The following is a 23,606-nucleotide window of genomic DNA, read 5'->3' on the forward strand; positions in this document are numbered from 1 at the left end:
TGAATTAAAGCCATCGTGAAAGCAACTGTTTAATTACTTCCACAAAGCCGATCGCAATTTGGATCAACGGCCAACCCACAAAACAAATTAACACCGCCCAGCGAGTTTGAATATCCAAACCTTGGCGAACCGCCACAATTACAGCTAGCAAACTCCAGACAGCTAATATCCGCTCTATTCCTTCTCCCAGCAAGGGAATTAAGGTTAAAAAATTCAGCACTTGGGGCGCGTAAGCAAAGCCGATCGGAACCAACAACTCCCTATAAGCTACGTGACCCGGTTTCAGCCACTCCCCGATTTTAAAGATAGTAAAAGTCCAAAAATAATAACCCCCCGCAACTGCCAAACCATCTATCCAAAGTGTTAAAAATAACACTGATAGCTCAGTTCGGTTGATTAACAAGATGACGGCACTGCCCAGCACGCGGGACAGCGCTGCTAAAATTACAATTGTTAAAGCTATGCGCTTAGTTCTGCCAGTGTAGGGAGTTTTTTCGTAAAAATTGCCGTTCAAAGAAAGTGCGTTCCAAAGCGTTGCGCCCAAACCTGCAATTGAATCTTCTCCCTTCACGTTGAACTCCTGCTCCTCAAGATAGTTGACAACTTTTACAAAATAAGCTCTAATACAGCAGAATCACCGAACTATTTCTAGGTAATTAAGTAATTAATTGGCATTCTACCAGATTTTATTAAATGCTAAGATTGATTTTACGGATACTTGCATGGTTGCGCGGGGGAAGTTTAAATTTGTTGCTCATCGCAGGTGTAATCCTGATAATTTGGGGCATTCTTTCCCCGGTGGGGACTGTTATATGGTGGCTGAATCAAAGTGCAGAAACTTTGGGGATCAAGAAAAATCCGCCGGAGATATTGCCCTCAAACAAGGGCAATCTAGAAGCGCGCAAGTCTTCGCAGCTCAATTGTTATATCATCTTTTTACCGGGAGTTGGCGATTTTTCGGGGGACGAATTAACCCCTGGTGAAGAGTTTTTTCTCAAGGGTTTAGTTAAAAGTCACCCGCAGTGCGTAGCAGTGGGCGATGTTTTTCCTTATTCAGCTTCTAACAAAAGTTTAGGAGGAGAGCGCTGGCTAGCTCCTTTTTGGCGGTTTGCAGAACAGGCACAAAAAGGGCCAATTGCGGGGGATATATTCATCAAAATTCGCAATCTTTGGAGGTTTGCAATTTCTCTAGATTATCGCTACGGCTTTGCATACAATCAGGGAATTGCTAATGCAATTATCGATCGCATGAATGCTCAATCTCCCATTTCAGTTAATCGTCAAAAACCTTTGAAAGTTATTTTAATTGGCACTAGCGGCGGCGCACAAGTTGCTTTGGGTGCTACTCGCTATCTTAAAGAATGGCTGAAGGCAGAAATTACAGTTGTTTCGGTTGGGGGCGTGTTTTCGGGAGAAAATGGTTTTGCAGAAGCCGATCGCATTTTTCACTTTCGCGGCACTCGCGATTCAATTGAGGATATTGGCGGCATAGTTTTTCCGAGTCGCTGGTACTGGTACGCGACTTCTCCTTTCAATCAAGCTCGTTTGCAAGGCCGCTATGCAGAAGCTTTGAGTGGCCCTCACAAGCACGACGGGGATGAGGGATATTTTGGGGAAAATCTGGCGGCGGACGGTAAAAAGTATGTAGATATAACGCTGGACAAGATTAATCAATTGCCTGTTTGGTCTAAGGGCGCGTCCGATTGATGAGTTCTTGCATATTTGATCCCTGTACAATTATAATTAAGTTATGACGAAAAATTTGAGTTTTAATTTATTCATAAATAGAGGAGTGCCGTTCATCATTAAAAACTAATTTTATTATAGTCAATAAGAAAAAAAATCTGGGAAGTTGCTCAGAGGAACGCCAGGAATATACAATTTAAATACACAACTGCTTAGTCATTAGTCATTAGTTATTAATGGTGTCATTGTTGGTGGAGCGTCGCTTGAAGCTTGGCATTGTTGCCTTCCAATCTCTACCGCAATTCCCGATCCCCGATGCCCAATTCCCAATTCCCAATTCCCAATTCCCCATTCCCCATTATCAATGTCTCGACCAACATTATATATTGCCATCACCAATCACGGATTCGGCCACGCTGTCCGAGTTGCGTCCGTAGCTGCAAAAATTCAAGAATTAAATCCAGATATCTTACTAATTATCACAACAACAGCACCTCGCTGGCTGCTAGAATGTTATATTGGTGGCGACTTTATTCACCGTCCCCGCGCTTTTGATGTGGGTGTCGTGCAAGCTGACAGTTTGAATATGGATAAAGACGCAACGCTGGAAAAATTACGGGAAATTCGGAAAAAGCAAAATTCCCTAATTGCAAGCGAAGTTAATTTTATCAATCAAAATCGGGTGGGTTTGGTGCTGGCAGACATTCCTCCTTTGGCAACGCGAATGGCGGCCTCGGCTGGGGTTCCTTGCTGGATGATGAGCAATTTTGGGTGGGATTTTATCTATCGCGATTGGGGCGGGGAATTTGTAGAAATGGCAGATTGGATTGGTGAATGTTTCGGAATGTGCGATCGGCTTTTTCGTCTTCCTTTGCACGAACCGATGGCAGCTTTCCCCAATATTCAAGATGTGGGCTTGACTGGCGGCAATCCTCGCTACAGTAACGAAAAAATTCGGGAAGTATTTGGCATCGAAACACCGCTGGAAAAAACTGTATTGTTGACTTTCGGCGGACTGGGTTTAGAAGAAATTCCTTATCAAAATTTACAGCAATTTAGCGAGTGGCAATTTATTACGTTTGATGCGGGAGCTCCCGATTTGCCGAATTTGATTTATGTCAAAAATCAGGAGCTTGCACAATTTTTCCCGATTTTACCGCGTCCGGTTGATATTATGCCTGTTTGCGGGCGCTTAGTTTCTAAACCGGGATACAGCACTTTTGCGGAAGCTTTGCGCTTGGAAATACCTGTTGTTTCTATAATGAGAGAAGGTTTTGCAGAAGCTGCGGTGTTGCTGGAAGGGATTCAAAATTATGCGGAACATCAAATTTTGACGGCGACGGAGTTTTTTGAGGGGGATTGGGAGTTTTTGCGACAACCGCTGCATCCGCCCTGTTTGTCGGATAAATTGGATAAAAATGGTACGGAGGCGATCGCCCAAGCTGTTGTAGACTATTTTTCATAAGTGCGATTAGAAATCGATCTTACACAAACAAAGTCTACCTCCGCCGACAGAAGACTTTTACATCAGTCTCATCCAAAATCTAAAAGCTAAAATCGAATGAATCACTATCAACAGATACTCAAGATTCAAACTACAGGGAAATCTCTGTGCAAAATCACTCCTAAGATAGAAGATGTGGTGGCGAATTCAGGTATTAAAACGGGACTTTGTAGTTTATTTTTGCGCCATACTTCTGCTAGTTTGGTGATTCAAGAAAATGCTGACCCGGATGTACTTAAGGATTTGGCTAACTTTTTGGCTAAACTGGTACCGGAGGGCGATCGCTACATTCACGATGCGGAAGGCCCAGACGATATGCCGGCACACATTCGCACTGCGCTGACTCACACTTCCGAACAAATCCCGATCGATCGCGGCAGGTTGCTGTTAGGAACTTGGCAGGGAATTTACCTGTGGGAACACCGCCAGCGGGGCCACATTCGCGAGTTAGTTGTTCACGTCAGCGGCACTTGATCGGAATTTGTACCTCGCTGATTTTAGTTGCTTCCGGCGTCATCGGGGAATTATAAAAAAAGCGGCGCGGCGGCCCGACTATTTCGTATTCAGGATGTTCTTGAAGCCAATCTTTGAGTTTCTGGAGGTTATTTTCGTAGCTTTCCCAAGTGTAGGCCCCGCGCACGCCGATGCTGACAACTGTCATCGGAGAAGTATCTGTGACTTCTACAGCGGAGTTAACGCTGCTGGGGGCGATATTTGGTTCGGGATAGAGGAACGAAACTTCTGCTTGGGGAACTGCATCGATTTGCCCGGAATTTTCCGTGTAGCGCGCTTCTACTGGCGTTGTCATCGCAATTTGGTTGTTGCTGATGTGTTGAAATAAGGGATTGAAGGCGATGCCAGTTGCTTGTCGCAAATCGCCCGCATGGGTGTAGGTGACAGCGCGGTAGTGAGGATATTGCTTAACTTCTATGACCCCAATCTGTGCGGGTTCAGGGAATCCAGTAGGTAATACCATTTGAGATTTAAAAGTTGAGATTTTACATTGAAGAATGGGGAAGACTGACTCCGCAAGGGTTTGGAACTTGCTTGCAGTTGCATGGTTTTTGGCAACTGGTATAAATAGGCTGAGATTGTTTGCAGACAATCGTTCAGGTGGCACAATTAGTTTAGCAGTTATTTAAGGCGCTGCTAACTATCGATCGCCTAGAATTAATTGAGAGATTATTAATTAACCTCGTAATAATACGGACGGCACTGACTAAACAGAGAAACATTAATCTAGTTGTGCTTGAAAAATTAGTGTTTTCAGGCGTTTGCTATTTGTATCGGAAAATATTCGGCTGTTGGGCCGATCGAGCTGTACGTTCTCAGTTATTGCCACGCTTATCGCGTTCAGTAACGCCTATCAATTATGTCGCTTTCAGGGAATGACGTATGAAAAAGATTCTAGTGATTGAGGACGAGCAAGTAATTCGGGAGAATATTCTCAAACTCCTCAAAGCTGAAGGTTTCGACGTGACGGGTGCAGAAAATGGAGCAAAAGGTTTATATGCGGCGGTATCAAATCTTCCCGATGTGATTATTTGCGACGTGATGATGCCAGAACTTGACGGCTATGGGGTGCTGGTGGCCTTGCGATCGAATCCTGTTACTGCTACAGTACCTTTTGTTTTTCTGACCGGTAAAGCCGATCGCTCTGAAATGCGTCAAGGTATGGAATTGGGAGCAGATGATTACCTGACTAAACCTTTTAGTAAAGCGGAACTTGTGGGCGCGATATCGAGTCGCTTGAAAAAACAAGAAGCTGTCGCCGAACAGTACAATATTTTGCGAGGGCAAGGCAGCGAATTTATCGAAAATACTGCCGACAAATTAGAACACATAAAAACCAGTTTGTGCAACGCACTGGAACGAGAAGAATTCCAAGTTTACTATCAGCCGCAAGTCAATGTCCAGACAGGTAAGATTATGAGCGCAGAAGCTTTAGTGCGCTGGGTACATCCAGAAAAAGGGCTGATTTCGCCCGCAGAATTTATTCCCCATGCCGAAGAAACTGGCTTCATTGTACAGTTAGGCGAGTGGGTGTTGCAGACAGCTTGCAGGCAAATGCAAGTTTGGCAAAATGCGGGTTTTCCGCTCCGAATAGCGGTAAATCTGTCGCCGCGCCAATTTCACCAACCGGATCTCAGCAGCAGAGTTGCCCAAATTTTAGCAGAAACTGGTTTGGAAGCGAGCAGTTTGGAATTAGAGCTGACAGAAAGTTTGATGGTAGAAGATGCCGAAAGCGCGATCGCAACTTTGCAACATTTGAAAAATTTGGGAGTTTGTATATCTCTTGACGATTTCGGAACTGGGTATTCTTCTTTAAGCTATCTGACGCAATACCCTTTCGATACTTTAAAAATAGACCGCTGTTTTATCAGCAATATCACTGATGGTTGCACCAATGCAGCGATTGTGAAAGCTATTATTGAAATGGCGCACAGTCTATGTCTTGAGGTAATTGCTGAAGGAGTTGAAACAGAAGCAGAAAAAGATTTTTTATGGCGCCATAAGTGCGATATAATGCAAGGATATTTGTTCAGTCCTCCTTTGGCAGCAGCGGATTTTGAACAGTTGTTGGTGGCAGGAAAATAAAATATCTATTAAGTCAAGGTGGATCCTATAATTAAGTGCGATTGTCGGGGTGGGATATGATAGAAGAATCCAGAAGTAACGTTGACTCACTCAAATCAAGCAATAAAAAAAATAAGGAATTTTACCTAGCTGTTCAACTAGCTCTACTGATAGTTTTCCTAGCTATTTTGTCCAAATTTTTTGTCATTGTCAACGCTGGAGAACGGGGCGTACTGATGCAGTTTGGGAAAGTTCAAGAACAGGTACTCGGAGAAGGAATCCACGCAATATTCCCCACAGTTTATACTGTAAAAAAGTTGACAGTCAGGGTACAAAAACAGGAAAGTTCCGCTGAAGCTTCCTCAAAAGATTTACAAGATGTTTTCACAGATGTAGCACTCAATTGGCATATTATCCCAGAAGAAGCAAATGCTATTTTTCAACAAATAGGTGACGAAAAAGAAGTCGTCGATCGCATTATAGAGCCGGCTGTTGAAGAAGTATTAAAAGCAGTTATGGCTAAATACACGGCTGAAGAGATTATTACTAAACGGGGAGAAGTTAAAGCCGCCGTTGATGATTCTTTGACCTTGAGGCTGGTTACGTATCACATTGCAGTTGATGATATTTCTTTAGTACACGTTCACTTTTCTGAGCGGTTTAGCGAGGCAGTGGAGGCGAAACAAATTGCCGAACAGGAGGCAAAAACAGGGGAGTTTTTAGCGTTAAAGGCAGTAAAACAGGCCGAGGCGAAGGTGAATTTAGCCAAGGGAGAAGCCGAGGTGCAAAGGTTGCTGCGGGACAATTTGACTCCAGAACTTTTGGAAAGGCAGGCTATAGAAAAATGGGATGGGAAATTGCCGCTGATTACTGGTGATGGGGGTAAAAATTTATTGGACTTAAGGAAATTGGTTGAAAGATAATTATAATCCTGGATGCAGGGGTCGCCAGAAACCGGGTTTCTTTACACAAATACAGGGAGTTTAGCTTCTTATGTGGGTAAAAAACCTGCTTTAGTGAGTATTCGTGCGGCAGTCCTGAATTACCAATTACCAGCACCTTAAGTTAATATCTGTTCAAAAGCTTTAGTAATTCTAGTTTGAAAACGCTGTCGGTGCTTCAGTTTTAAAACAGGTTTAATTATTTCAAAAGATACATTAGAGCTTGGTTGGCTATCTATAATTTTAATCGCTCGCAGTGTAGATAGCTGCACTTCTTTTTTTACCATCAATTCAGGAATAGCCGCTGCACCTGTGCCACTTTCCACTACTGCTTTTACCATTTCGCTGCTATTCAAAACTAAAGTTACATTTAATTCATGGGGATTAATGCCCCAACTTTGCAAAGCTTGTTCCAACATTTGCTGCACTCCAGAACCAGCTTCTCGCATCACCCAATCCGTTTTCGCAATTTCCGTTAAACTCACCTCTGCCCGTTCAAACCAAGGGTGAGATTGGCCAACTACAATCAGCAAGCGTTCGCTGCCTACAACTTCTTCCTCCAGAGTGTTCTTAAGCGAAGCTTTGATGTCTCCCGTCACTAAACCTAAATCAAATGTTCCCGTCGCCGTCCCCGCACAAATTTCTTCGGCATTTGCCAGAGTACAATTCACGGAAATACCAGGATATTGCTGTTTAAACTTGCTAAGTTTGTCAGGCAACCAATAATTGCCAATGGTCAGACTGCAACCCAAGTTTAATTCGCCTCGCTGCAAGTCGTTCAACTCCCGCAAACCTCTCTCAGTCAAAGCAACTTGGTCGAGAATTTTCTGAGTTTCAACTTGCAGCAACTTCCCAGCATCTGTGATTTCGATGCGGCGGCCGATGCGGTGAAATAGTTTTACTCCGTATTGCGCCTCTAAGCTTTGGATTGTCGCGCTGACAGCAGGTTGGGTGATGTAAAGTTCCTCCGCTGCGCGGCTGAAGTGTAGGTGTTCCGCGACAGCTAGAAAAACTCGCAGTTGGTCAAGTGTCATTCCGGCCATGCTGAGTAACCTTTTACTAAATACAGTTATTTTTTGAGACTAAAATCTATTGCGGCTAAGCTTTGACCTGAACTTGTCCACTATCTTGTACAGGTTGGAATTGCCAATAAAGCACGGTTGGCAGCCGCTATTTCAATTTTCCTTTTAAGGTCAAGGGTTGGAGCTGGTGGCGACAGATACGTCTGGTCTTCCCACAGGTCTTTGGCCGCGGCACTGCATCACTTGTATTTATTAATTTGATAAAAAACAACATTTGATTCTACCCCTGAAGAGCCTTAAGGTGATACTTAAGCTTCTAACGCAGGGTCCGATACTGAAGCAGCACCGACAAGTTTAAGCCGATCGCCAAAAGTCGATCGACAAAAAGAGAGAAGATAAATGACTAAGAAAACGCCAAAAAATCACAGTCCCCACGGCTTAAAGCCGGACTGTCTCTCCTTCGGGGAGGTTTTAGCTCAATCCTTTGCCGTCATTGCACCTACAACGATACCAGCCTCTAATATAGGGTTAATTGTCGCTCTTTCAGGTAACGGGGCTTGGCTGAGTTTTGCGATCGGCTTGATCGGTCTAGTATTTGTCAGCATTAATATCAACCAATTTGCGAGTCGATCGGCTTCTGCAGGTTCTCTTTATTCTTATATTGTTAAAGGACTAGGCCCGACTGCAGGCGTAATTTGCGGCTGGAGTTTGGTACTGGCTTATCTATTTACTGCGATGGCCGTTTTGTGCGGTTTTGCCAACTTTACGGGTATTTTCATCGGTCATTTAGGCATCCATCCCTCACCGATTACGCTGTTATCGATCGGGGCTGGCGTTGCTTGGTATGCAGGTTACAAAGATATCCAGCTTTCAGCTATGGCGATGCTGTGGCTGGAAGGAGCATCGGTGGCGGCGATCGCACTTTTAGGAATTATCATCTGGGCGCACAAAGGTTTTGCCTTAGATATGTCGCAACTGACTTTGGAAGGCGTAACTCCGGGGAACATAGCGACGGGGCTTGTCTTAGTAATGTTTGGTTTCTCTGGTTTTGAAAGTGCTACATCTCTGGGCGACGAAGCGAAAAAACCCTTAAAAAATATCCCCAGGGCTGTCATGGGCAGCGCTGTGATGGCAGGCTTATTCTTCATTTTGATGACCTATATTGAGGTTTTGGGTTTTAGCGGTACTGGAGTTTCTATTACTAATACTGAAGAACCTCTGAGTTTTCTGGCACAACAAGTGGGCATGGGTTGGCTGGGAGAGTTAGTGGCTTTCGGCGCTTTATTTAGCTTTTTTGCTTGCGTGCTCGGCAGCATCAATCCAGCGGCGAGAGTATTTTTTATGATGGCGCGCCACGGTTTGTTTCACTCTTCATTAGGTGTAGCGCATTCCTCTAATAAAACTCCCCACGTTGCAGTAACGATGTGTACATTTCTGACATTTATTGTGCCGGCGGTGATGTCTATGTTTGACATCAAACTGTTCGATTGTATGGGTTATTTGGGGGCAATTTGCAGCTACGGATTTTTAACCGTGTACGTCTTAATTTCGATCGCAGCCCCGGTTTACCTGCACAAAATTGGTAAGTTGCGCCTGCGAGATGTAGCGTTCTCGGCTGTGGCGATCGCATTTATGATGATTCCGGTTGCGGGCAGCGTGGGCATTCCAGGCAGCACTATGTTCCCACCTCCAGAAGCTCCTTACGATGCGTTTCCTTACTTGTTCTTGATGTACTTGGTGGTTACTTGCGGATGGTTTTTCTGGCAGCGGCTGCGTTCTCCTGAACTGACGGGCTCGATGCAGCAGGGTATTGACGCAATTCACGCCAAATTCGAGGAAGAAAATGCAATTTATGGTGGTGTTCGATTCAAAGCCGTTCCCTTTGACAGCGATCGTTTTTGATTAGCAGTTATCAGTTCGCATTCAGGACGAAAAGTTTTTAGCAACGGGGTTTTTACTGAGTTCTTACAGCATTGTCGAGCAGCATTTCAAAGGTTGGCTAGGAACAACAGCCCACAAGAAAGTTTAATTTTTGGGAATCCGGAGAGCGATTTGCTAATATACTATTCCGGCGACTACAACGAAATAAAAAATATCAGGAGACACAGAAATGAATGAATTATTAACAGCAACTTCTACCGCCATGACAGCTTTTACGGCTACGAATCTAGACGATATTCTGATTCTGCTGCTGTTTTTCTCACAGGTGAATGCAGTATTTCGGCGCAGGCATATTATCTTCGGTCAGTTTCTGGGCTTTACTGCACTGGTTTTGGTTAGCCTTCCGGGGTTTTTTGGCCGCTTAATCTTTCCGCCAGATTGGATTGGAATGCTGGGTTTGCTGCCAATTGCGATCGGGCTTAGCCGCTTGCTGAATTCCGAAACTGACAATTCGGAAGCTGAGGCAGAATTAGAGCAATCTGAGAAATCTTTTTTTAGCAGTTTTCTGTCTCCTCAAACTTACAGCGTAGCAGCGGTGACGGTGGCAAATGGGGGCGACAATATCGGCATATATGTGCCGCTTTTTGCTAGCAATACTTTAGAAAGTTTGGCGGTGGTTCTCACTGTATTCTTCGGGATGGTGGGCGTTTGGTGCTACGCTGCTTATCGGTTAATTCAGATGCGGGCGATTGCGGATAATTTGACTCGCTACGGCAATCAGATTGTGCCTTTTGTCTTGATCGGATTGGGAATGGCGATTCTGGTGAAAAGCGGCACTCTGGCAAGCCCAACTTTAAGTATAATATCTTTAGTTGGTTGCTGTTTCTGTTTGATAACTATGAGTAGAAGTAACGCCAGCGAAACAGAAGTTTAGAAAAATTGCAGGGACAGCACATGAATTGGATTGCAGCAGCGATTATTGCCGGGATTACATCTTTTGCCGCAACCAATATCGACGATATGGTGATTTCGATGCTGTTCTTCGCCCAGGTAAATGATACTTTCCGTCCCCGGCATATCTTTTTCGGTAAGTACCTCGGATTTGCAGCACTCATCGCTGCTAGTTTGCCCGGTTTTTTTGGCGGTTTAATTGTGCCGAAAGCTTGGATTGGCTTGCTGGGTTTGGTTCCGATCGCGATCGGCATCAGTCACTTAGTCAAGAGAGAAAATCAGGAAAATGACGTACAAGCCGTCTCTGGCGAATTTAACCGTCAATCTAACTCATCTTTACTGTCAAAACTCGTCAATCTTTTCAATCCCCAAACTTTGAATGTGGCTGCGGTAACAGTGGCCAACGGGGGAGACAACATCGGCATTTATTTGCCGCTGTTTGCTAGCAGCGATTTGCCGAGCTTGGTGGTGATTTTGGCGGTTTTCTCGGTGATGGTAGGTGTTTGGTCTTATGTCGCTTACCGATTAACTCGCCAAAGGGCGATCGCTCATATTTTGACTCGCTATACCAAGGCTGTTGTCCCTTTTGTATTGATTGGTTTGGGAATATTCATTCTGATTGAAAGTGGTAGTTATCGGCTGCTTCCGGCGTTTCACTCTAACTAGGAATTAGCCCCGGTTCCGCAACTTCCATCCCTCTATAGGTAGATAATTTTTATGGAGTTCATAAGTTCTAACTCATCATTTTTACCTTGCCAATTTTTTCCTTAAAATAGTGTCTAAATTACTTGCCATATATCACCTATTATGCTAAGTTAATAATGAACTAATTAACCGAGCTAAAAGCAGCTTCAAACTAATTTAGCCTCGAATTTTTACGAAAGTTCAAGCCATCTTGTGAGCTAGCAAATTGCCAGACTTAGGCAAGAATATACCTTTCATTTCAATAATAGTGTAGTGGTGAATCAAACTCAGCTAAAAACTTGAGGAGTAATCCTTAAAATATCGCCCGAACACTTCGCCACTACCCCACGCCGCTCAACTTTGACAATAGGTCTAATCCTAAACCACCAGATTTTTAGATCCTGCAAAATTTGGTTTCTCAGCCAAACCAGTTAAAGAGATATCGTTTTTGCCTAAGTCCTAAGATAGCAAGCAAACAGAAAGTTGGAAAAAACCTGACAACCGAGAAAAGGAGAAAAATTGTGAAAATCTTCAAATTTGTTTTAGTGCTGTTGGTAATGGCCGCCAATTTAGTATTCGTTCCCCCATCCTGGGCTGACGCTCCAAAAACGCCGAGATATGCGAGCAATCCCGACTACATAGAGGTGACTGAAGCTCTGAACACTCTCAAGGCAGCGAAAGACGCACCCGATAGCGCCCAGAATTATACCCCTGAGGAACTCCGGAAAAAAATCGCTCAATTGGAGTTTCAAAAATACACTTTAGAAACGGGAAAACCTTGGGGTCAGTGCCGCAACGAGACCGGAAAAACCCTGGCTGTCTACGGCCCGAAAGGCAAAAAAGCCGCTTCTTCTACTTACGACAATGCCCTTTATTTTCTAGCTGACGGCCAAACAACTGAACATAAATGGGATTGCGATGGAATTTTTCTCCCCAGTGATATCAAAGCAACCGATTTAAGGGCGACCGATCAACCTTCCGAAGAATTGACTGGGGGTCTAGCTGTTAAGATAGTTGACGGAACTCAAGTTGTAGCCAGAGCTAATCCCGATACGGGGGCTGTAGAATTCAACGTTCCTACTGCTAAGGTTTTCCAGCCTGGGGACGCGAATTGGTTTGTTCCTGACGTGACTCAGGCTTACATAGATACGCAAGTTCCCAACGCACCTACTGAGGAAAATGATTAGTTTTGGTGAAGTTGTAATGCGATCGGCTGTTTAAAGCCCGTTGCAATGCAAAATCCCGCCGGGGAGCAATCCCCGGCGGATAATCATCCAAGCGAAAATATATCGGTTTACCTTCTTATTTCCCATTAAAATTAAAAGGTTAATCTATGCTATTAAATTGGAAATCCACCAAAGTAAATACAGAAAAGACTAAGCGACCCAATCCGTCGCGGGTTCGGGATCACTTGGCAAACGAGCGCACTTATTTAGCATGGATGCGGACAGCAATATCCCTGATGGGTTTTGGCGTAGTTATTGTGCGCCTTCGCACCTTTCATCCCCCTCTACTCCCAACTCCCGGCAATGGCTGGAAGTTGGGTTTGCTTTTTTCAGCAGTGGGTTTGCTGACGGTGTTATTCTCAACTAAGCACTACTTTGGCGTCCGTCACGATATCGATTACGATACTTATGAACCTACCGATCGCTGGGTAATTCTTTTCAGCCTCGCGATCGCAATCCTAGGGGCTGGGGTAATTTATTATATGTTCACCGTTCCTTCTAGCTCATTTGGTTTGATGGCACCTGAATAACGGTGGCGGTTTAATATGAATATTAAAGAGTTCGATCGCGTGCAATTATCGTTCAAACCGATGCAAGTAGATGATGAGAAACTACAGCAGGCAAATCTGTCGCGGGCGATCGATCGATCGGCAAATGAGCGCACCTTCTTAGCCTGGATGCGGGCAGCGATCGCCCTCATGGCTTTTGGCGTCGTCATCATCCGACTTCGCGTCGTGCAAATGCCCGTAAATTACCGTCAGGCGATGGGGTGGAAGTTGGGTTTAATCTTCTCTCTAATAGGTTGGGTGACAGTCTTAATCTCAACTAAGCATTACTTCACCGTTCGCCACCAAATTGACCGCGATACCTACAATCCCCCAGACGCCATGGTTTTATTTTTCAGTTTTGCTGTGGGCTTATTGGGAATTGGAGTAATTTATTCGATTTTGGCAGCCGCCCTGGGCCCAAGTAGTTCTGTCATACCCGATTGATTGTCAACAGGAGTTAATTATGAACAACGATACAGTTGCCACGATCGCTTCCATTCTCATCTTAGGTGCTGCTGTCTGGGCAGCATTCGTAGTGCTGGAGACTGTCGCGAAAATAGTCCCTAAATTGCTCGGCGTGACAGTCGCGATCGGGCTTTTGCTCGTTTACCTGCAATATTACTGGGGCATCGATACTGCATATCTTTGGCAAACTGTCAAGCATTTGCCTGAAGCTTTCAATTTCTCGATCTCAGTCTAAACAGACACCAGCCAGCATTCTCAACAACCTCTCCCTCATCGATATTTTTGTACCCGAAAGAAAGTAGATTGAGCCGATCAACAACAAAATACGGTAACTCGATTGATTTACTAGACATAAGTCAGCTTTGCTGCTAAACTACGGTAAGTCGATCAAGTTATGAGCTATTATCGTGGAAAACGCTAAAAAAGTCAGTCAAGAGTACCAGCTTGCAGGACAACTGACCCAACAGTTGCCACAAGCTAAGGGTTTTAAGGAAATCTGGTTTAAAAAAATCAGAGGCGGGTTACTTCTGGGAATTGGATATTTGCTATCACCGCTGTGTTGGTGGAACGACATATTTTTCAATCTGCCAATTGCCTACGCCTTTGGGTATATCTGTAGTGGGCTTTCCCCAGATTTACTGTTTCCTGGCACAATTGTCGGCTACTGGCTTTCCAATATTGCTGGAATTCTGTTGATGCAATTTGGGGCTGTAGATCTTTTTACAGACAAACCCAAGGAAAAAAACCTCAAAAAAGAGTTATTGACGGGTTTAGTTTCCTCAACCGCCTTCACCATTGTCGTTGTGGCATTGATTCATTTTAATGTTCTCGATACTCCAGATTACTTTGCCGGCAAAGAGTCGGTTAACCTCAGCTCTGTTTTACCTATGACCATAGTCACTTCAAGGTAGAAGGCTGAACATAAACCATCAATTTATCGAGGGTTTTTAATCAGTTACACAGGTAAATATAATAAAATCAGGGAGCTTTTACACTACATTTTCTTGTAGCTTTGTTTAATTGCATTTACTGAGTTCAACCTAGAATATTGTAGCTAAACACGAAAAAAATTAAGCGTTGAATAGCAAAAGTTCGGGTAACAAATATTGAAATGCGAGTAAGATTTTGCCTGTGTTGCTGTGTGGCAGGAGCCGCCCAAGTTATCTATTTGTTGGTTGGCAGCGCTTAAATACACAGTTTTTGGGCATAACAGTGAACTACTTATTACTATCCTTTCTCAGCTTTTTTGTTGGCATTATCGTTGGTTTGACCGGAGTTGGCGGAGCGTCGCTCATCACCCCAATGTTAATTTTTGTTTTCCAGGTTCCGGCATCAATTGCTATTAGTTCGGATGTCGTAGCTGCTACACTGATGAAAGTTGTTGGCGGCTTTAAACACTGGCAGCAAAAAACCCTAGACTTGCAAGTAGTTAAGTGGCTGGCTTTGGGCAGCGTGCCCGGTTCGCTGACTGGGGTGTGGATTTTACAGTGCATCAAATCCAGCGGAATTCAGGACTTAGACAGCATATTGCTGCGCGTTCTCGGAGTAGCGATCGCCCTAATTGTCGCTTTATCGCTGCTCCAATTAGCGGTCAAAACTTTTTTCCCTAATTTTAAATTGCCTTCGCCCCCTGAATGGGACTTAAATACTAATTATGGTCGTATTTGTACTGTGAGTGCGGCAGCAATTTTAGGCTGCATAGTTGGAATCACTAGCGTGTCTTCCGGTTCGATGTTTGCACTGTTGCTGATTGCTTTTTTCCGCCTGGATACTTCTAAATTGGTGGGGACAGATATTTCTCAGGCGGCAATTTTATTGATGTTTACATCTCTGGGACACCTCAGCCTCGGAACAGTAAACTGGGGTTTAGTTGTGCCAATTTGGTTGGGTTCGGTGCCTGGAGTTTTGGTAGGGGCTAAATTCTGCCAAATTATGCCTCAACGCCCGCTAAAGTTTGTGATTTACGGAATGTTGGCAATGGCGAGTTGGAAGTTGTATCAAGTTTGAAAACTAGGGTAAGGTCAGGAGTATTGCTGTAAACAAATATACGCTTTCGGTACACTCCGGCAGGGAATTAATTCCCTGCCGGTCTTTCGGGTTAAACTAATAGCAATGTCGCAGTAATAACGATCGCCCCTACTACGTATTAATAATTGCTGACTAATGCTTCGAGTTCGCTGACTGTCGGCAATTCTAAGTCTTTGAACAGCACTGTACTGAGGTAGCGTTCGCCATAAGAAGGCTGCACAAAAACTATCAATTTTCCTGCATTTTCGGGACGCTTGCCGACTTGAATAGCTGCAAACAAAGCCGCGCCTGCTGAGATTCCTGACAACAATCCTTCTTCTCTGGCTAGTCGGCGACTGTAGGCGATCGCATCTGCGTCGCTAACTGCAATCACCTCATCAATTAACTCGGGTTTCAACACTTCCGGAATAAATCCTGCACCAATCCCTTGAATTTTGTGAGCACCAGATTTACCTCCAGAAAGCACGGCGCTGGTGGCTGGTTCAACTGCGATCGCCTTAAAACTCGGTTTGCGCTGTTTAATTACCTCAGCAACTCCAGTAATTGTGCCGCCGGTGCCAACTCCAGCCACTAAAAAATCTACTTTACCTTCTGTATCTTCCCAAATTTCCTCGGCCGTGGTTGCCCGGTGAATTTTCGGATTAGCGGGGTTGCGAAACTGTTGCAGCATGAAAGCATCGGGGGTTTCTTCTACAATTTCTTCCGCACGGGCGATCGCGCTTAACATCCCTTCATGTCCCGGAGTTAATTCCAACCGAGCTCCGTAAGCCTTTAACATCGATCGGCGCTCTAAACTCATCGTATCCGGCATTGTTAAAATCAGACTGTAGCCTTTCGCCGCCGCGATCATTGCCAAAGCAATTCCAGTATTGCCTGAAGTCGGTTCAACTAAAATAGTTTTCCCCGGTTGAATTAGCCCCGCATCTTCTGCCGCCTGAATCATGCTCGCCGCAATCCGATCTTTCACCGAAGCAGCCGGATTCATCCCTTCCAATTTTGCTACTATATGAGCAACTACTCCTTCGGCTTGGGGAATTTTATTGAGCTGAACTAAAGGAGTTCTGCCAATTATTCCTGTAACATCCTTAGCAATTCTCATGGCTTAATTTCTCTCCCTTTAAATGTAGTACATGGGATGTGCTTGTTTGCGAACATCCCGCTGTTCGCACAAATCTTGTAATGTGTATTTGCCCAAAACAGCCCAAGATGCCTGTTGAGCTTCCTGCCAGATTTCTAGCACCGCAGTTTTTTCTATTGTTACAGATTCCGAAACTTTTTGAGTCGGGGCACTGCCGTCGCCTTCGAGTGTCGAAAACACCTCTAGCAAAGTAATCTGCCAAGGCTCTTTTGCCAGCAAATAACCGCCTTTAGCGCCCCGCAGACTTTGGACGATACTCGCACGCCGCAGCACGGCAAGAATTTGGTCTAGATAGCGTTCCGGTATCTCTTGAGAAGCAGTAAGTTCGTTTACTGTTAGGGGCGAATCCTTCGGGTAGTGGCTCGCCAGTTCCAAGAGCGCTAACAGGGCATATTCTACTCTAGAAGATAGTTCCACATTCCCCACTGGCGATCGAGTTTAAATTGTACATTATACAATAGTACACAATTCCGGTAGGTGTACAGGTGTTAGTATATTTTTATTACAAAAACGGTTGGAGAAATCCCGTGAGCAACGTCAATGTAAGTTTAAGCTGTCGGCACTGTCGGTATTACGAGCAACACGGACACAGGGGCGGAAACTGCCTGATGCTCGGCGTGGGGGTACAGGGTGGGTGGAAAGCTTGCCCCTTCTTGGTTCCGCCCTTTGCACCGTCTTGGGAATACCCAAAAGCGGGTAGATCCCGAAAGTCTCAAATGTTGCAGGGAGCGAGTATTTTACAGGCAATACCACCCCCTTCAAGTAACTGCTAAGAGGTAGGTGGATATATGCTGTCTCACCGTTAAGTTTATTCATACTCACCTACTTAACGGCAGTCAACAGGTGCGAGATATCGCATCTGTTGGCAGTGAGAAGAAAGAAATAAACACAAAGAAAAAAGCAAGTGCGACGATCGCACTTGCTTTTGAACTTATTGACGAGTCGATGAGAAAATTTAATTAACGCACATTTGATACAAATTATCTGTTGCCCAGACTATTCTGAATTTGATCGAAGATTGCACCGTCACCAAAGAACTTGCTTTGTGCCCCCTTCCAGCCACCCATATCACTGACTGTAAACAGTTTACCAATTCTGGGAAACTGACTGCTAAATTGTCCGGCTACCGTGGAGTTAACAGGTCGAAAACCCACTTTAGCAAATTCTCGCTGAGCTTCAGGCGTGTAAAGATATTTCACAAAAGCTTCCGCCACCTTAGTAGTTCCGTGCTTGGCTGCGTATTTATCAACTACAGCCACGGGGTTGTCAATGGAAATATTCACTTGGGGGATGATGAAAGGTTCAGCTTCGCCCTTTTGTTTCGCCAACAAAACTTCATTTTCATAGTTGATCAGCACATCCCCTTGGTTTTGTTTGTAGAAAGTATCAGATGCTTCGCGGGCATCTTTGGGAAGCACGGGCACGTTTTTATAAACCTGGCTGACAAAGGTGCGGGCTGCTTGTTCGTTTCCTCCGTTTCGAGTTATCGAACCCCACAAAGCTAAGAAATTCCACCGCGCGACACCAGAGGTTTTAGGATTAGCAGTAATTACTTTGATACCGGGTTTGGCTAAATCGGCCCAGCCTTGTATTTTTTTGGGATTTCCGGCCCGCGCTACTAATGCCACGACTGATTTGCTCACAATCCCGCTATTTGGCACTTCTCGCTCCCAACCCGATTTAATTAGACCGGCTTCTTGGATGCGATCGGTATCAAAAGCTAAGGCTAAGTGTACGACATCGGCTTCCAAACCGCTAATCACAGCACGGGTTTGAGAACCTGAACCCCCGTAGCTTTGGCTGATAGTGACATTCTGGTTGTTTTCTCGTTTCCACTTGGCTACAAAGCCGGGAATAATCTTTTCGTAGGCGGATTTGGTAACAGAAAAGGAAACTAAGGTAAGTTCGACATCTTTTGGTTTTGCCTGGCTGATTGCAGGCTGAGGGATTAACCAGCTCAAGCCTAAACCTATTGCAAAAAATAAAGTAAAAACTTTGAACAGGGACGGTTCCAGCAACTTTGCTGGCTTCAGAGAAAAACCTGCCGCAGGATTGTTTTTTTGCGAAGGAAACAAAATTTTATCTTTTCGACGATGGTACCACATTAACGAGAGTTCCTTTTGTTGTTTGAGTTTCTGGTGAATTGAGCGCAAAACTTAACGTAATGCGCTGGCAAGAAGTGCAAATGCAATCCGATTATATTTGCCAGGAATATCTATAAGATTTCGCTATGGCACTAATTTTTGCCAATGGTAACAATCACACTATTTAGAGAGTTTTTTGCCCGTATTTGGGCATCGCACTTAAGTAGCGAGCCCAAACTCTCTTTACTTAATTTAACAGACTACACGATTAAATACTTAATGTCTATAGGCAAACAGTAGTTTTGTTCTTTAAATTCTGGAGTCCGAGGAGCGATCGCAAATATAATTCGGGCAACACTACCCACTTCATCAGCAGCAATCGACAGCCAACCTTGCCCGCTGATGGAAGCAATGCCACTAAAAAAAGCGCCGACATTGCAGCCAAAAGCTAGTAGGGATCCATAGCAAATCAAAAATATCTCACAAACTCCCTAGAAGTTTTTGTGAAAAAAGAGGATACAATATCTGGGGTTAAAAAGGTTAACAGTTAACTGTTAATATCGTTATTTTATATTTCGTAGTGCCACACCTCAGAAGGTTGCAGAATAATCCGGTGGAGTGGGAGACGATCTATCAAGCCTTGCTGCTCAAAATGACCTAGGGTTCGAGTGACAGTTACGCGACTTGTACCGATAATTTCTGCAATATCCTGATGCGTTAAAATCATATCGATCAGATGTCCTCGCTCTACCTCAGAACCAAACCTCTTAGCCAGCCAATTTAATAGTTGATAGAGCATAAAATCAACTCTTTTGTAACCTCGCATTACCATAAAATCTTCAGCCTGCTGAATGTGAGTGAGCAAAATATCTTTATTTAGCCAGCGTTCGCCACATAGTAAAATTGCCTCGACTTTAGTTAGGCATTCAATTTGAAAAGGCTCGCATTTTGATATCGCTTTGCCGATCGTATCACCAGGCCCCCACAATCCCAAGGTGATAATTGTACCATCTTCAAGCCACGTTACAGTTCGCACTACTCCACTTTCAATTCGCCACAGAGCATTGCTTCTGTTGGGCAAGTGCGAGCGACGAGAAAATATATGTCTGCTCGTTTCATCAAAAGTTTTAGTGGAAAGAGAAGCAATAGTCATAGCCAGTTACTGAAAGAATAAAAGTTAGTTTGTCCAATGACAGCAGGATAGTGTGGTTGGCAAAAATCTATATAAATTAAAGCTTTACTAGATTCCGGCACCGTCTAAAAACTGTGTAATGAATAAATCCGAAGACAGGAATAATTCATGTTTTTCGACCTCTGCTTGCTCTGATTGAGTTGTTTTGAGCGGAGATAATTGAGATTTTAAAAAATCCACCTGCTCTTCTAAATCCTTAATTCTATCGAACAAAGCTCGAATCGCTTGAGCTTCCAAATCCGGTAAGCCTTGAGAATTTAGAGGATCTTCCACCTGCTTTTTTCGAGAGATAATGCGGCCGGGAATTCCCACAACAGTGCAATCGCTAGGGACATCCCGCAGCACTACCGAACCCGCACCAATCCGAACATTATTGCCAATTTGAATATTGCCTAAAACCTTAGCACCGGCTCCCACAACTACATTTTCTCCCAGCGTCGGATGCCGTTTTCCTATTTCTTTACCCGTGCCGCCAATTGTGGCTCCTTGATAAATGACAGCATAATCTCCAACGATCGCAGTTTCGCCAATTACCACCCCCATGCCGTGGTCGATAAACACGCCCCTACCAATTTTTGCTCCTGGGTGGATCTCAATACCTGTTAAAAAGCGGCTTAGTTGGGAAATCAAGCGCGGTACAAACGGCAGGCCAGCAAAATAAAGCCAGTGTGCTATCCGGTGCAAAAAAAGTGCTGGCAGTCCGGGATAGCAAAATAATACTTCCAGCCAGTTGCGCGCCGCAGGGTCGCGTTCGTAAATAATTTGCAAGTCACTGAACATATTTACTCTCGCCGTGTTTGGGTTATAGAGTATCGGCAGTGCCAACGGTTTAAGCTGCATAAAGCAGTATTGATTGTGGCATTATTACATATAATACTATAATCCGACCGAATTACAGTAGTTAATGAGAAAAAAATTTTCCTTCCCCAGCCCTTTCTAAGCTGCCTCGGATATTTTCCGCGAAACAAACGGTACAGCTTGTCTGACTTCTTGCCGCAGCGGAATCTCGATCGAGAATTCCGTCCCCAATCCCGGTGTCGAATCGCAGCGCAGCGCACCCTTGTGCTTTTCTACGACAATTTTATAGCTGATGGACAGTCCCAATCCTGTCCCTTTTCCTACTGGTTTAGTCGTAAAGAAGGGGTCGAACAGCCGTTTTTTGACATTTTCTGCCATACCGGGGCCGTTATCAGATATCCGCACAATTATTTTGTCAGGGAGTGAATATTCTGTGGTTATGGCGATCGCGATCGGATTGGCTTTCGCTGCTTTGGGCCCGCGCTCGAAGTTGTAACTCTCAAGGGCGTCGATCGCATTAGCCAGAATATTCATAAACACCTGATTTAATTGTCCGGCATAGCACTCTACCAAAGGTAAATTGCCGTAGTTTTTAACAATCTCGATCGGCGGGCGATCGCCTGTAGCTTTCAGGCGACTTTGCAGAATTAGCAGAGTGCTGTCAATACCTTCATGAATGTTGACAGGTTTCATTTCGCTTTCATCTAAGCGAGAGAAATTCCGCAAAGATTGGACGATTTGAACAATGCGATCTGCTCCGATTTTCATCGAAGACAGCAGTTGCGGCAAATCTTTGCTGAGAAAGTCAAAGTCAACCTTTTCTAAATACTCGGAAATTTCCGATGGAGGGTGTAAATATTGTTTTTGGTATAGTTTTACCAACTCTAACAAATCGCTAGTATATGCGCTGGCGTGGTGGATATTGCCGTAAATAAAACTAATAGGATTGTTCACTTCGTGGGCGACACCAGCGACTAATAAGCCCAAACTAGACATTTTTTCCTGCTGAATCAGTTGACTTTGAGTTTGCTGCAACTCTTGCAAAGTTTGTTCTAGCCTTTGAGATTTAGCCGTGCGTTCTGCTGCTATTTTTTCAATTAAAGCGGTATAATTCCACAAGCTCATTAGATAAAGTGTCGCCGCCAAAGTTAAAATTGTCCCAAAAATTAAAACCGTCAAAGAACGCCAAAATCTTAGAGGATTAATGTACTCTGGCGTTAACCGCAGTTGCAGCAACCACCTGCGATTTTCAATATTGAGAATGCGGGTGCAACTGCTGCCATCCGGGCAGTAAGCTCTTTCCCCAATTTGGAGTTGATTTTTAATGTTTTCGTCGGTGACGATCCTTTTAGTCTTTGCTTCGTAAAAAGCGAGAAATCTTTCCGCTTCAGGAGCCATAGCATCTTGAAGATACACATTAACAAAGTTGAGTTGAGTTTCCTGCAAAGCCGACTTCACAATAGCATCAACGAGCAAAATACCGAAAGCAAAACCTTTCAAATTTTCTGGGTTTCTAGAAAGTAAATTTGGCGACAATTCTGGGGTATTGTCAGAAGAAATTTGACTAAAAATTGGTAGAAATACGAATACGCTTGGTTGATTTTGTGAAGACCATTTTTGACGGTCAGTCGCGATAATTTCTTGTCTTTTGGCGGCTTTTTCTAATGCTGGCCGATTGGCAGTCAAATCTAAACCTAAATCTATTTCATCAGTCAGGAATTGCGGAGAGTCAGAAACACGGGGCAGCCAAGCGATCGCCTTAAGGCTCGGATGGCGGTACAGGGCAGGACCAACAAATGTATTAATTTCGGGTTTTTTAACGCCGTCAAATACGCTGTAAAATGCTCCCACCGCCCGAATTATTTCTAAATTGCCGCTAACATCTCTCTGAATGTCTGTAGCTATTTTGTCCAGCCGGTCTTGCAGTTCGGCTTGCATGGATTTATATTCCCAATTGTACGCAACTGAAGAGGCGATCGCAGACAGTCCCAATCCTGCACAAAGTGTTAATCCTGCCTGGATGTAACGGCGATAACTAAGTAAAGTGCTAGTTGCTAAATTCAAGAATTTGTTAGCAGTCATATTCTTCACCTATCTTGTTTCTAGTTCTCGTTCCCAGGCAGACCCTGGGATTTCTCGTTTTTCTCGTTCTCAGGCTCTGCCTGGGAATGAATTTCAGGAGGCTCTGCCTCCGATTTAGAGCCACGAGACAGCATTACCAGGCACGAGCCTGGTAACGATGTGGGAGCAGTGTTTTGTAGAAGATCCCGGATAGTATTTTGAGTAAGATGCAGTCGCTGATTTAAATTGAATAGGCAGGAAAAGTCATGGCGTGTTTGGGCTTGACGTAAACCTGCTGATCTCGCGTTAACTGTAAAGAATCGAAGCGCTCGCGACTCACGTAAGCTGTTACTACCTGCTCCGATTCTAACAGTAACTCGGTTTGTATTTCCCGCCCTAAATGAATGATGCGACTGACTGTTGCTAATGCAAAACCAGACTGCGGCTTAGTTTGAATTTCCACATCGTGGGGACGCAAAAACACTAAATCAGAATGGGCTGCTCCGTTATTGTGAGCCGTTGTGCCGTTGCTGGCGAACAAACCCGCAGCATTCGGCAGCACATTGACAGGCCCAATAAAACTCATCACAAAAGCTGATGCAGGTTTGTCGTAAATTTCAGCAGGAGTGCCAACTTGTTCGACTCTACCTTTGTTCATCACCACAATTTCATCGGCTACTTCCATAGCTTCTTCTTGGTCGTGAGTCACAAAAACTGTGGTGATGTTAACTTCTTTGTGAAGGTTGTGCAGCCACGATCGCAATTCTTTGCGGACTTTAGCATCTAATGCTCCAAAAGGTTCGTCTAGCAGCAGCACTTT

The 23,606-nt window shown here is 44.4% G+C and carries 25 protein-coding genes; 14 read left to right on the forward strand and 11 right to left on the reverse strand.

The features are described from left to right. Positions 1-4: 4 nt before the first annotated feature. A complete protein-coding gene (locus tag QUA45_RS15650; RefSeq protein ID WP_333097534.1) occupies positions 5-571 on the reverse strand; it encodes a hypothetical protein in 567 nt (188 codons plus the stop codon). Between the two features lie 122 nt (positions 572-693). Here QUA45_RS15650 and QUA45_RS15655 point away from each other — a divergent pair, with 122 nt between their 5' ends. The 3 genes from QUA45_RS15655 to QUA45_RS15665 all read left to right on the forward strand — a co-directional run bounded on the left by QUA45_RS15655 (position 694) and on the right by QUA45_RS15665 (position 3,664). Next, positions 694-1,707 carry a hypothetical protein gene (locus QUA45_RS15655; RefSeq protein WP_333097532.1) on the forward strand — a complete coding sequence of 338 codons (1,014 nt, stop codon included), beginning with the start codon at positions 694-696 and terminating at the stop codon, positions 1,705-1,707. Positions 1,708-2,050: 343 nt separating this feature from the next. Continuing rightward, the gene (locus QUA45_RS15660; protein WP_333097530.1) at positions 2,051-3,151 is read left to right on the forward strand and encodes a glycosyl transferase; all 1,101 of its coding nucleotides are present in this window, start codon (positions 2,051-2,053) and stop codon (positions 3,149-3,151) included. A gap of 96 nt (positions 3,152-3,247) precedes the next feature. After that, positions 3,248-3,664 (forward strand): secondary thiamine-phosphate synthase enzyme YjbQ, encoded by a 417-nt coding sequence (locus QUA45_RS15665; protein WP_333062634.1) that lies wholly within the window; start codon positions 3,248-3,250, stop codon positions 3,662-3,664. Here the strand turns inward: QUA45_RS15665 and QUA45_RS15670 are convergent. Next, positions 3,651-4,166 carry a heme-binding protein gene (locus QUA45_RS15670; protein WP_333097529.1) on the reverse strand — a complete coding sequence of 172 codons (516 nt, stop codon included), beginning with the start codon at positions 4,164-4,166 and terminating at the stop codon, positions 3,651-3,653. The two genes, QUA45_RS15665 and QUA45_RS15670, sit on opposite strands and share 14 nt — an antisense overlap. Before the next feature lie 419 nt (positions 4,167-4,585). Here QUA45_RS15670 and QUA45_RS15675 point away from each other — a divergent pair, with 419 nt between their 5' ends. Together QUA45_RS15675 and QUA45_RS15680 are read left to right on the forward strand one after the other, a co-directional pair. Beyond that, the gene (locus QUA45_RS15675) at positions 4,586-5,788 is read left to right on the forward strand and encodes an EAL domain-containing response regulator (protein WP_333097527.1); all 1,203 of its coding nucleotides are present in this window, start codon (positions 4,586-4,588) and stop codon (positions 5,786-5,788) included. A 56-nt stretch (positions 5,789-5,844) separates the two neighbouring features. Next, a complete protein-coding gene (locus QUA45_RS15680) occupies positions 5,845-6,690 on the forward strand; it encodes a prohibitin family protein (RefSeq protein WP_333097525.1) in 846 nt (281 codons plus the stop codon). Between the two features lie 137 nt (positions 6,691-6,827). Here QUA45_RS15680 and QUA45_RS15685 read toward each other — a convergent pair whose 3' ends face one another. After that, positions 6,828-7,742, reverse strand: coding sequence for a LysR substrate-binding domain-containing protein (locus tag QUA45_RS15685; RefSeq protein ID WP_333097523.1), 915 nt, complete (start codon positions 7,740-7,742; stop codon positions 6,828-6,830). A gap of 387 nt (positions 7,743-8,129) precedes the next feature. Here QUA45_RS15685 and QUA45_RS15690 point away from each other — a divergent pair, with 387 nt between their 5' ends. The 9 genes from QUA45_RS15690 (at position 8,130) to QUA45_RS15730 (ending at position 15,492) form a co-directional block, all read left to right on the forward strand. Next, a complete protein-coding gene (locus QUA45_RS15690; protein ID WP_333097522.1) occupies positions 8,130-9,632 on the forward strand; it encodes an APC family permease in 1,503 nt (500 codons plus the stop codon). Positions 9,633-9,840: 208 nt separating this feature from the next. Continuing rightward, on the forward strand, positions 9,841-10,545 hold the full coding sequence (locus QUA45_RS15695; protein WP_333147948.1) for a cadmium resistance transporter: 705 nt from the start codon (positions 9,841-9,843) through the stop codon (positions 10,543-10,545). Between the two features lie 20 nt (positions 10,546-10,565). After that, positions 10,566-11,228, forward strand: coding sequence for a cadmium resistance transporter (locus tag QUA45_RS15700; RefSeq protein ID WP_333097518.1), 663 nt, complete (start codon positions 10,566-10,568; stop codon positions 11,226-11,228). A gap of 539 nt (positions 11,229-11,767) precedes the next feature. Then, positions 11,768-12,433: a hypothetical protein gene (locus QUA45_RS15705; RefSeq protein WP_333147944.1), complete on the forward strand. Its 666-nt coding sequence runs from the start codon at positions 11,768-11,770 to the stop codon at positions 12,431-12,433. A gap of 146 nt (positions 12,434-12,579) precedes the next feature. After that, entirely contained in the window at positions 12,580-13,002 is a 423-nt protein-coding gene (locus tag QUA45_RS15710; RefSeq protein WP_333097514.1) for a DUF202 domain-containing protein, read from the forward strand. Between the two features lie 15 nt (positions 13,003-13,017). After that, complete coding sequence (locus QUA45_RS15715) at positions 13,018-13,464, forward strand: DUF202 domain-containing protein (protein WP_333097513.1); 447 nt, start codon at positions 13,018-13,020, stop codon at positions 13,462-13,464. 19 nt (positions 13,465-13,483) lie between these two features. Continuing rightward, on the forward strand, positions 13,484-13,720 hold the full coding sequence (locus QUA45_RS15720; RefSeq protein ID WP_333097512.1) for a hypothetical protein: 237 nt from the start codon (positions 13,484-13,486) through the stop codon (positions 13,718-13,720). Positions 13,721-13,892: 172 nt separating this feature from the next. Next, complete coding sequence (locus tag QUA45_RS15725; RefSeq protein WP_333221462.1) at positions 13,893-14,396, forward strand: hypothetical protein; 504 nt, start codon at positions 13,893-13,895, stop codon at positions 14,394-14,396. A 301-nt stretch (positions 14,397-14,697) separates the two neighbouring features. Further along, positions 14,698-15,492, forward strand: a complete 795-nt coding sequence (locus QUA45_RS15730) for a sulfite exporter TauE/SafE family protein (RefSeq protein WP_333221464.1) — start codon at positions 14,698-14,700, stop codon at positions 15,490-15,492. Positions 15,493-15,631: 139 nt separating this feature from the next. Here the strand turns inward: QUA45_RS15730 and cysK are convergent, their stop codons facing one another. The 8 genes from cysK to QUA45_RS15770 all read right to left on the reverse strand — a co-directional run. Next, entirely contained in the window at positions 15,632-16,612 is a 981-nt protein-coding gene (gene cysK / locus QUA45_RS15735) for a cysteine synthase A (protein ID WP_333097508.1), read from the reverse strand. 18 nt (positions 16,613-16,630) lie between these two features. Continuing rightward, the gene (locus QUA45_RS15740) at positions 16,631-17,068 is read right to left on the reverse strand and encodes an Rrf2 family transcriptional regulator (protein ID WP_333097507.1); all 438 of its coding nucleotides are present in this window, start codon (positions 17,066-17,068) and stop codon (positions 16,631-16,633) included. A 563-nt stretch (positions 17,069-17,631) separates the two neighbouring features. After that, on the reverse strand, positions 17,632-18,756 hold the full coding sequence (locus tag QUA45_RS15745) for a sulfate ABC transporter substrate-binding protein (RefSeq protein ID WP_333221466.1): 1,125 nt from the start codon (positions 18,754-18,756) through the stop codon (positions 17,632-17,634). Positions 18,757-18,995: 239 nt separating this feature from the next. Beyond that, positions 18,996-19,208 (reverse strand): YeeE/YedE thiosulfate transporter family protein, encoded by a 213-nt coding sequence (locus QUA45_RS15750; protein WP_333221468.1) that lies wholly within the window; start codon positions 19,206-19,208, stop codon positions 18,996-18,998. A 95-nt stretch (positions 19,209-19,303) separates the two neighbouring features. Then, a complete protein-coding gene (locus tag QUA45_RS15755; protein WP_333097501.1) occupies positions 19,304-19,888 on the reverse strand; it encodes a Crp/Fnr family transcriptional regulator in 585 nt (194 codons plus the stop codon). An 87-nt stretch (positions 19,889-19,975) separates the two neighbouring features. Continuing rightward, complete coding sequence (gene cysE / locus QUA45_RS15760; protein WP_445305323.1) at positions 19,976-20,707, reverse strand: serine O-acetyltransferase; 732 nt, start codon at positions 20,705-20,707, stop codon at positions 19,976-19,978. 156 nt (positions 20,708-20,863) lie between these two features. Further along, positions 20,864-22,807, reverse strand: a complete 1,944-nt coding sequence (locus QUA45_RS15765; RefSeq protein WP_333221472.1) for an ATP-binding protein — start codon at positions 22,805-22,807, stop codon at positions 20,864-20,866. Positions 22,808-23,027: 220 nt separating this feature from the next. After that, on the reverse strand, positions 23,028-23,606 hold a 579-nt coding region (locus QUA45_RS15770; RefSeq protein ID WP_333221473.1), incomplete at its 5' end, for a TOBE-like domain-containing protein.

It is taken from the genome of Microcoleus sp. Pol12A5 (assembly GCF_036701435.1).
GTDB lineage: Bacteria > Cyanobacteriota > Cyanobacteriia > Cyanobacteriales > Microcoleaceae > Microcoleus.

Coding starts and splice junctions, on each gene's coding strand:
- QUA45_RS15745 (WP_333221466.1), bottom strand. CDS start 18,756: ATGTGGTACCATCGTCGAAAAGATAAAATTTTGTTTCCTTCGCAAAAA.
- QUA45_RS15675 (WP_333097527.1), top strand. CDS start 4,586: ATGAAAAAGATTCTAGTGATTGAGGACGAGCAAGTAATTCGGGAGAAT.
- QUA45_RS15700 (WP_333097518.1), top strand. CDS start 10,566: ATGAATTGGATTGCAGCAGCGATTATTGCCGGGATTACATCTTTTGCC.
- QUA45_RS15755 (WP_333097501.1), bottom strand. CDS start 19,888: ATGACTATTGCTTCTCTTTCCACTAAAACTTTTGATGAAACGAGCAGA.
- QUA45_RS15680 (WP_333097525.1), top strand. CDS start 5,845: ATGATAGAAGAATCCAGAAGTAACGTTGACTCACTCAAATCAAGCAAT.
- cysE (WP_445305323.1), bottom strand. CDS start 20,707: ATGTTCAGTGACTTGCAAATTATTTACGAACGCGACCCTGCGGCGCGC.
- QUA45_RS15690 (WP_333097522.1), top strand. CDS start 8,130: ATGACTAAGAAAACGCCAAAAAATCACAGTCCCCACGGCTTAAAGCCG.
- QUA45_RS15655 (WP_333097532.1), top strand. CDS start 694: ATGCTAAGATTGATTTTACGGATACTTGCATGGTTGCGCGGGGGAAGT.
- QUA45_RS15665 (WP_333062634.1), top strand. CDS start 3,248: ATGAATCACTATCAACAGATACTCAAGATTCAAACTACAGGGAAATCT.
- cysK (WP_333097508.1), bottom strand. CDS start 16,612: ATGAGAATTGCTAAGGATGTTACAGGAATAATTGGCAGAACTCCTTTA.
- QUA45_RS15695 (WP_333147948.1), top strand. CDS start 9,841: ATGAATGAATTATTAACAGCAACTTCTACCGCCATGACAGCTTTTACG.
- QUA45_RS15670 (WP_333097529.1), bottom strand. CDS start 4,166: ATGGTATTACCTACTGGATTCCCTGAACCCGCACAGATTGGGGTCATA.
- QUA45_RS15720 (WP_333097512.1), top strand. CDS start 13,484: ATGAACAACGATACAGTTGCCACGATCGCTTCCATTCTCATCTTAGGT.
- QUA45_RS15685 (WP_333097523.1), bottom strand. CDS start 7,742: ATGACACTTGACCAACTGCGAGTTTTTCTAGCTGTCGCGGAACACCTA.
- QUA45_RS15765 (WP_333221472.1), bottom strand. CDS start 22,807: ATGACTGCTAACAAATTCTTGAATTTAGCAACTAGCACTTTACTTAGT.
- QUA45_RS15715 (WP_333097513.1), top strand. CDS start 13,018: ATGAATATTAAAGAGTTCGATCGCGTGCAATTATCGTTCAAACCGATG.
- QUA45_RS15710 (WP_333097514.1), top strand. CDS start 12,580: ATGCTATTAAATTGGAAATCCACCAAAGTAAATACAGAAAAGACTAAG.
- QUA45_RS15660 (WP_333097530.1), top strand. CDS start 2,051: ATGTCTCGACCAACATTATATATTGCCATCACCAATCACGGATTCGGC.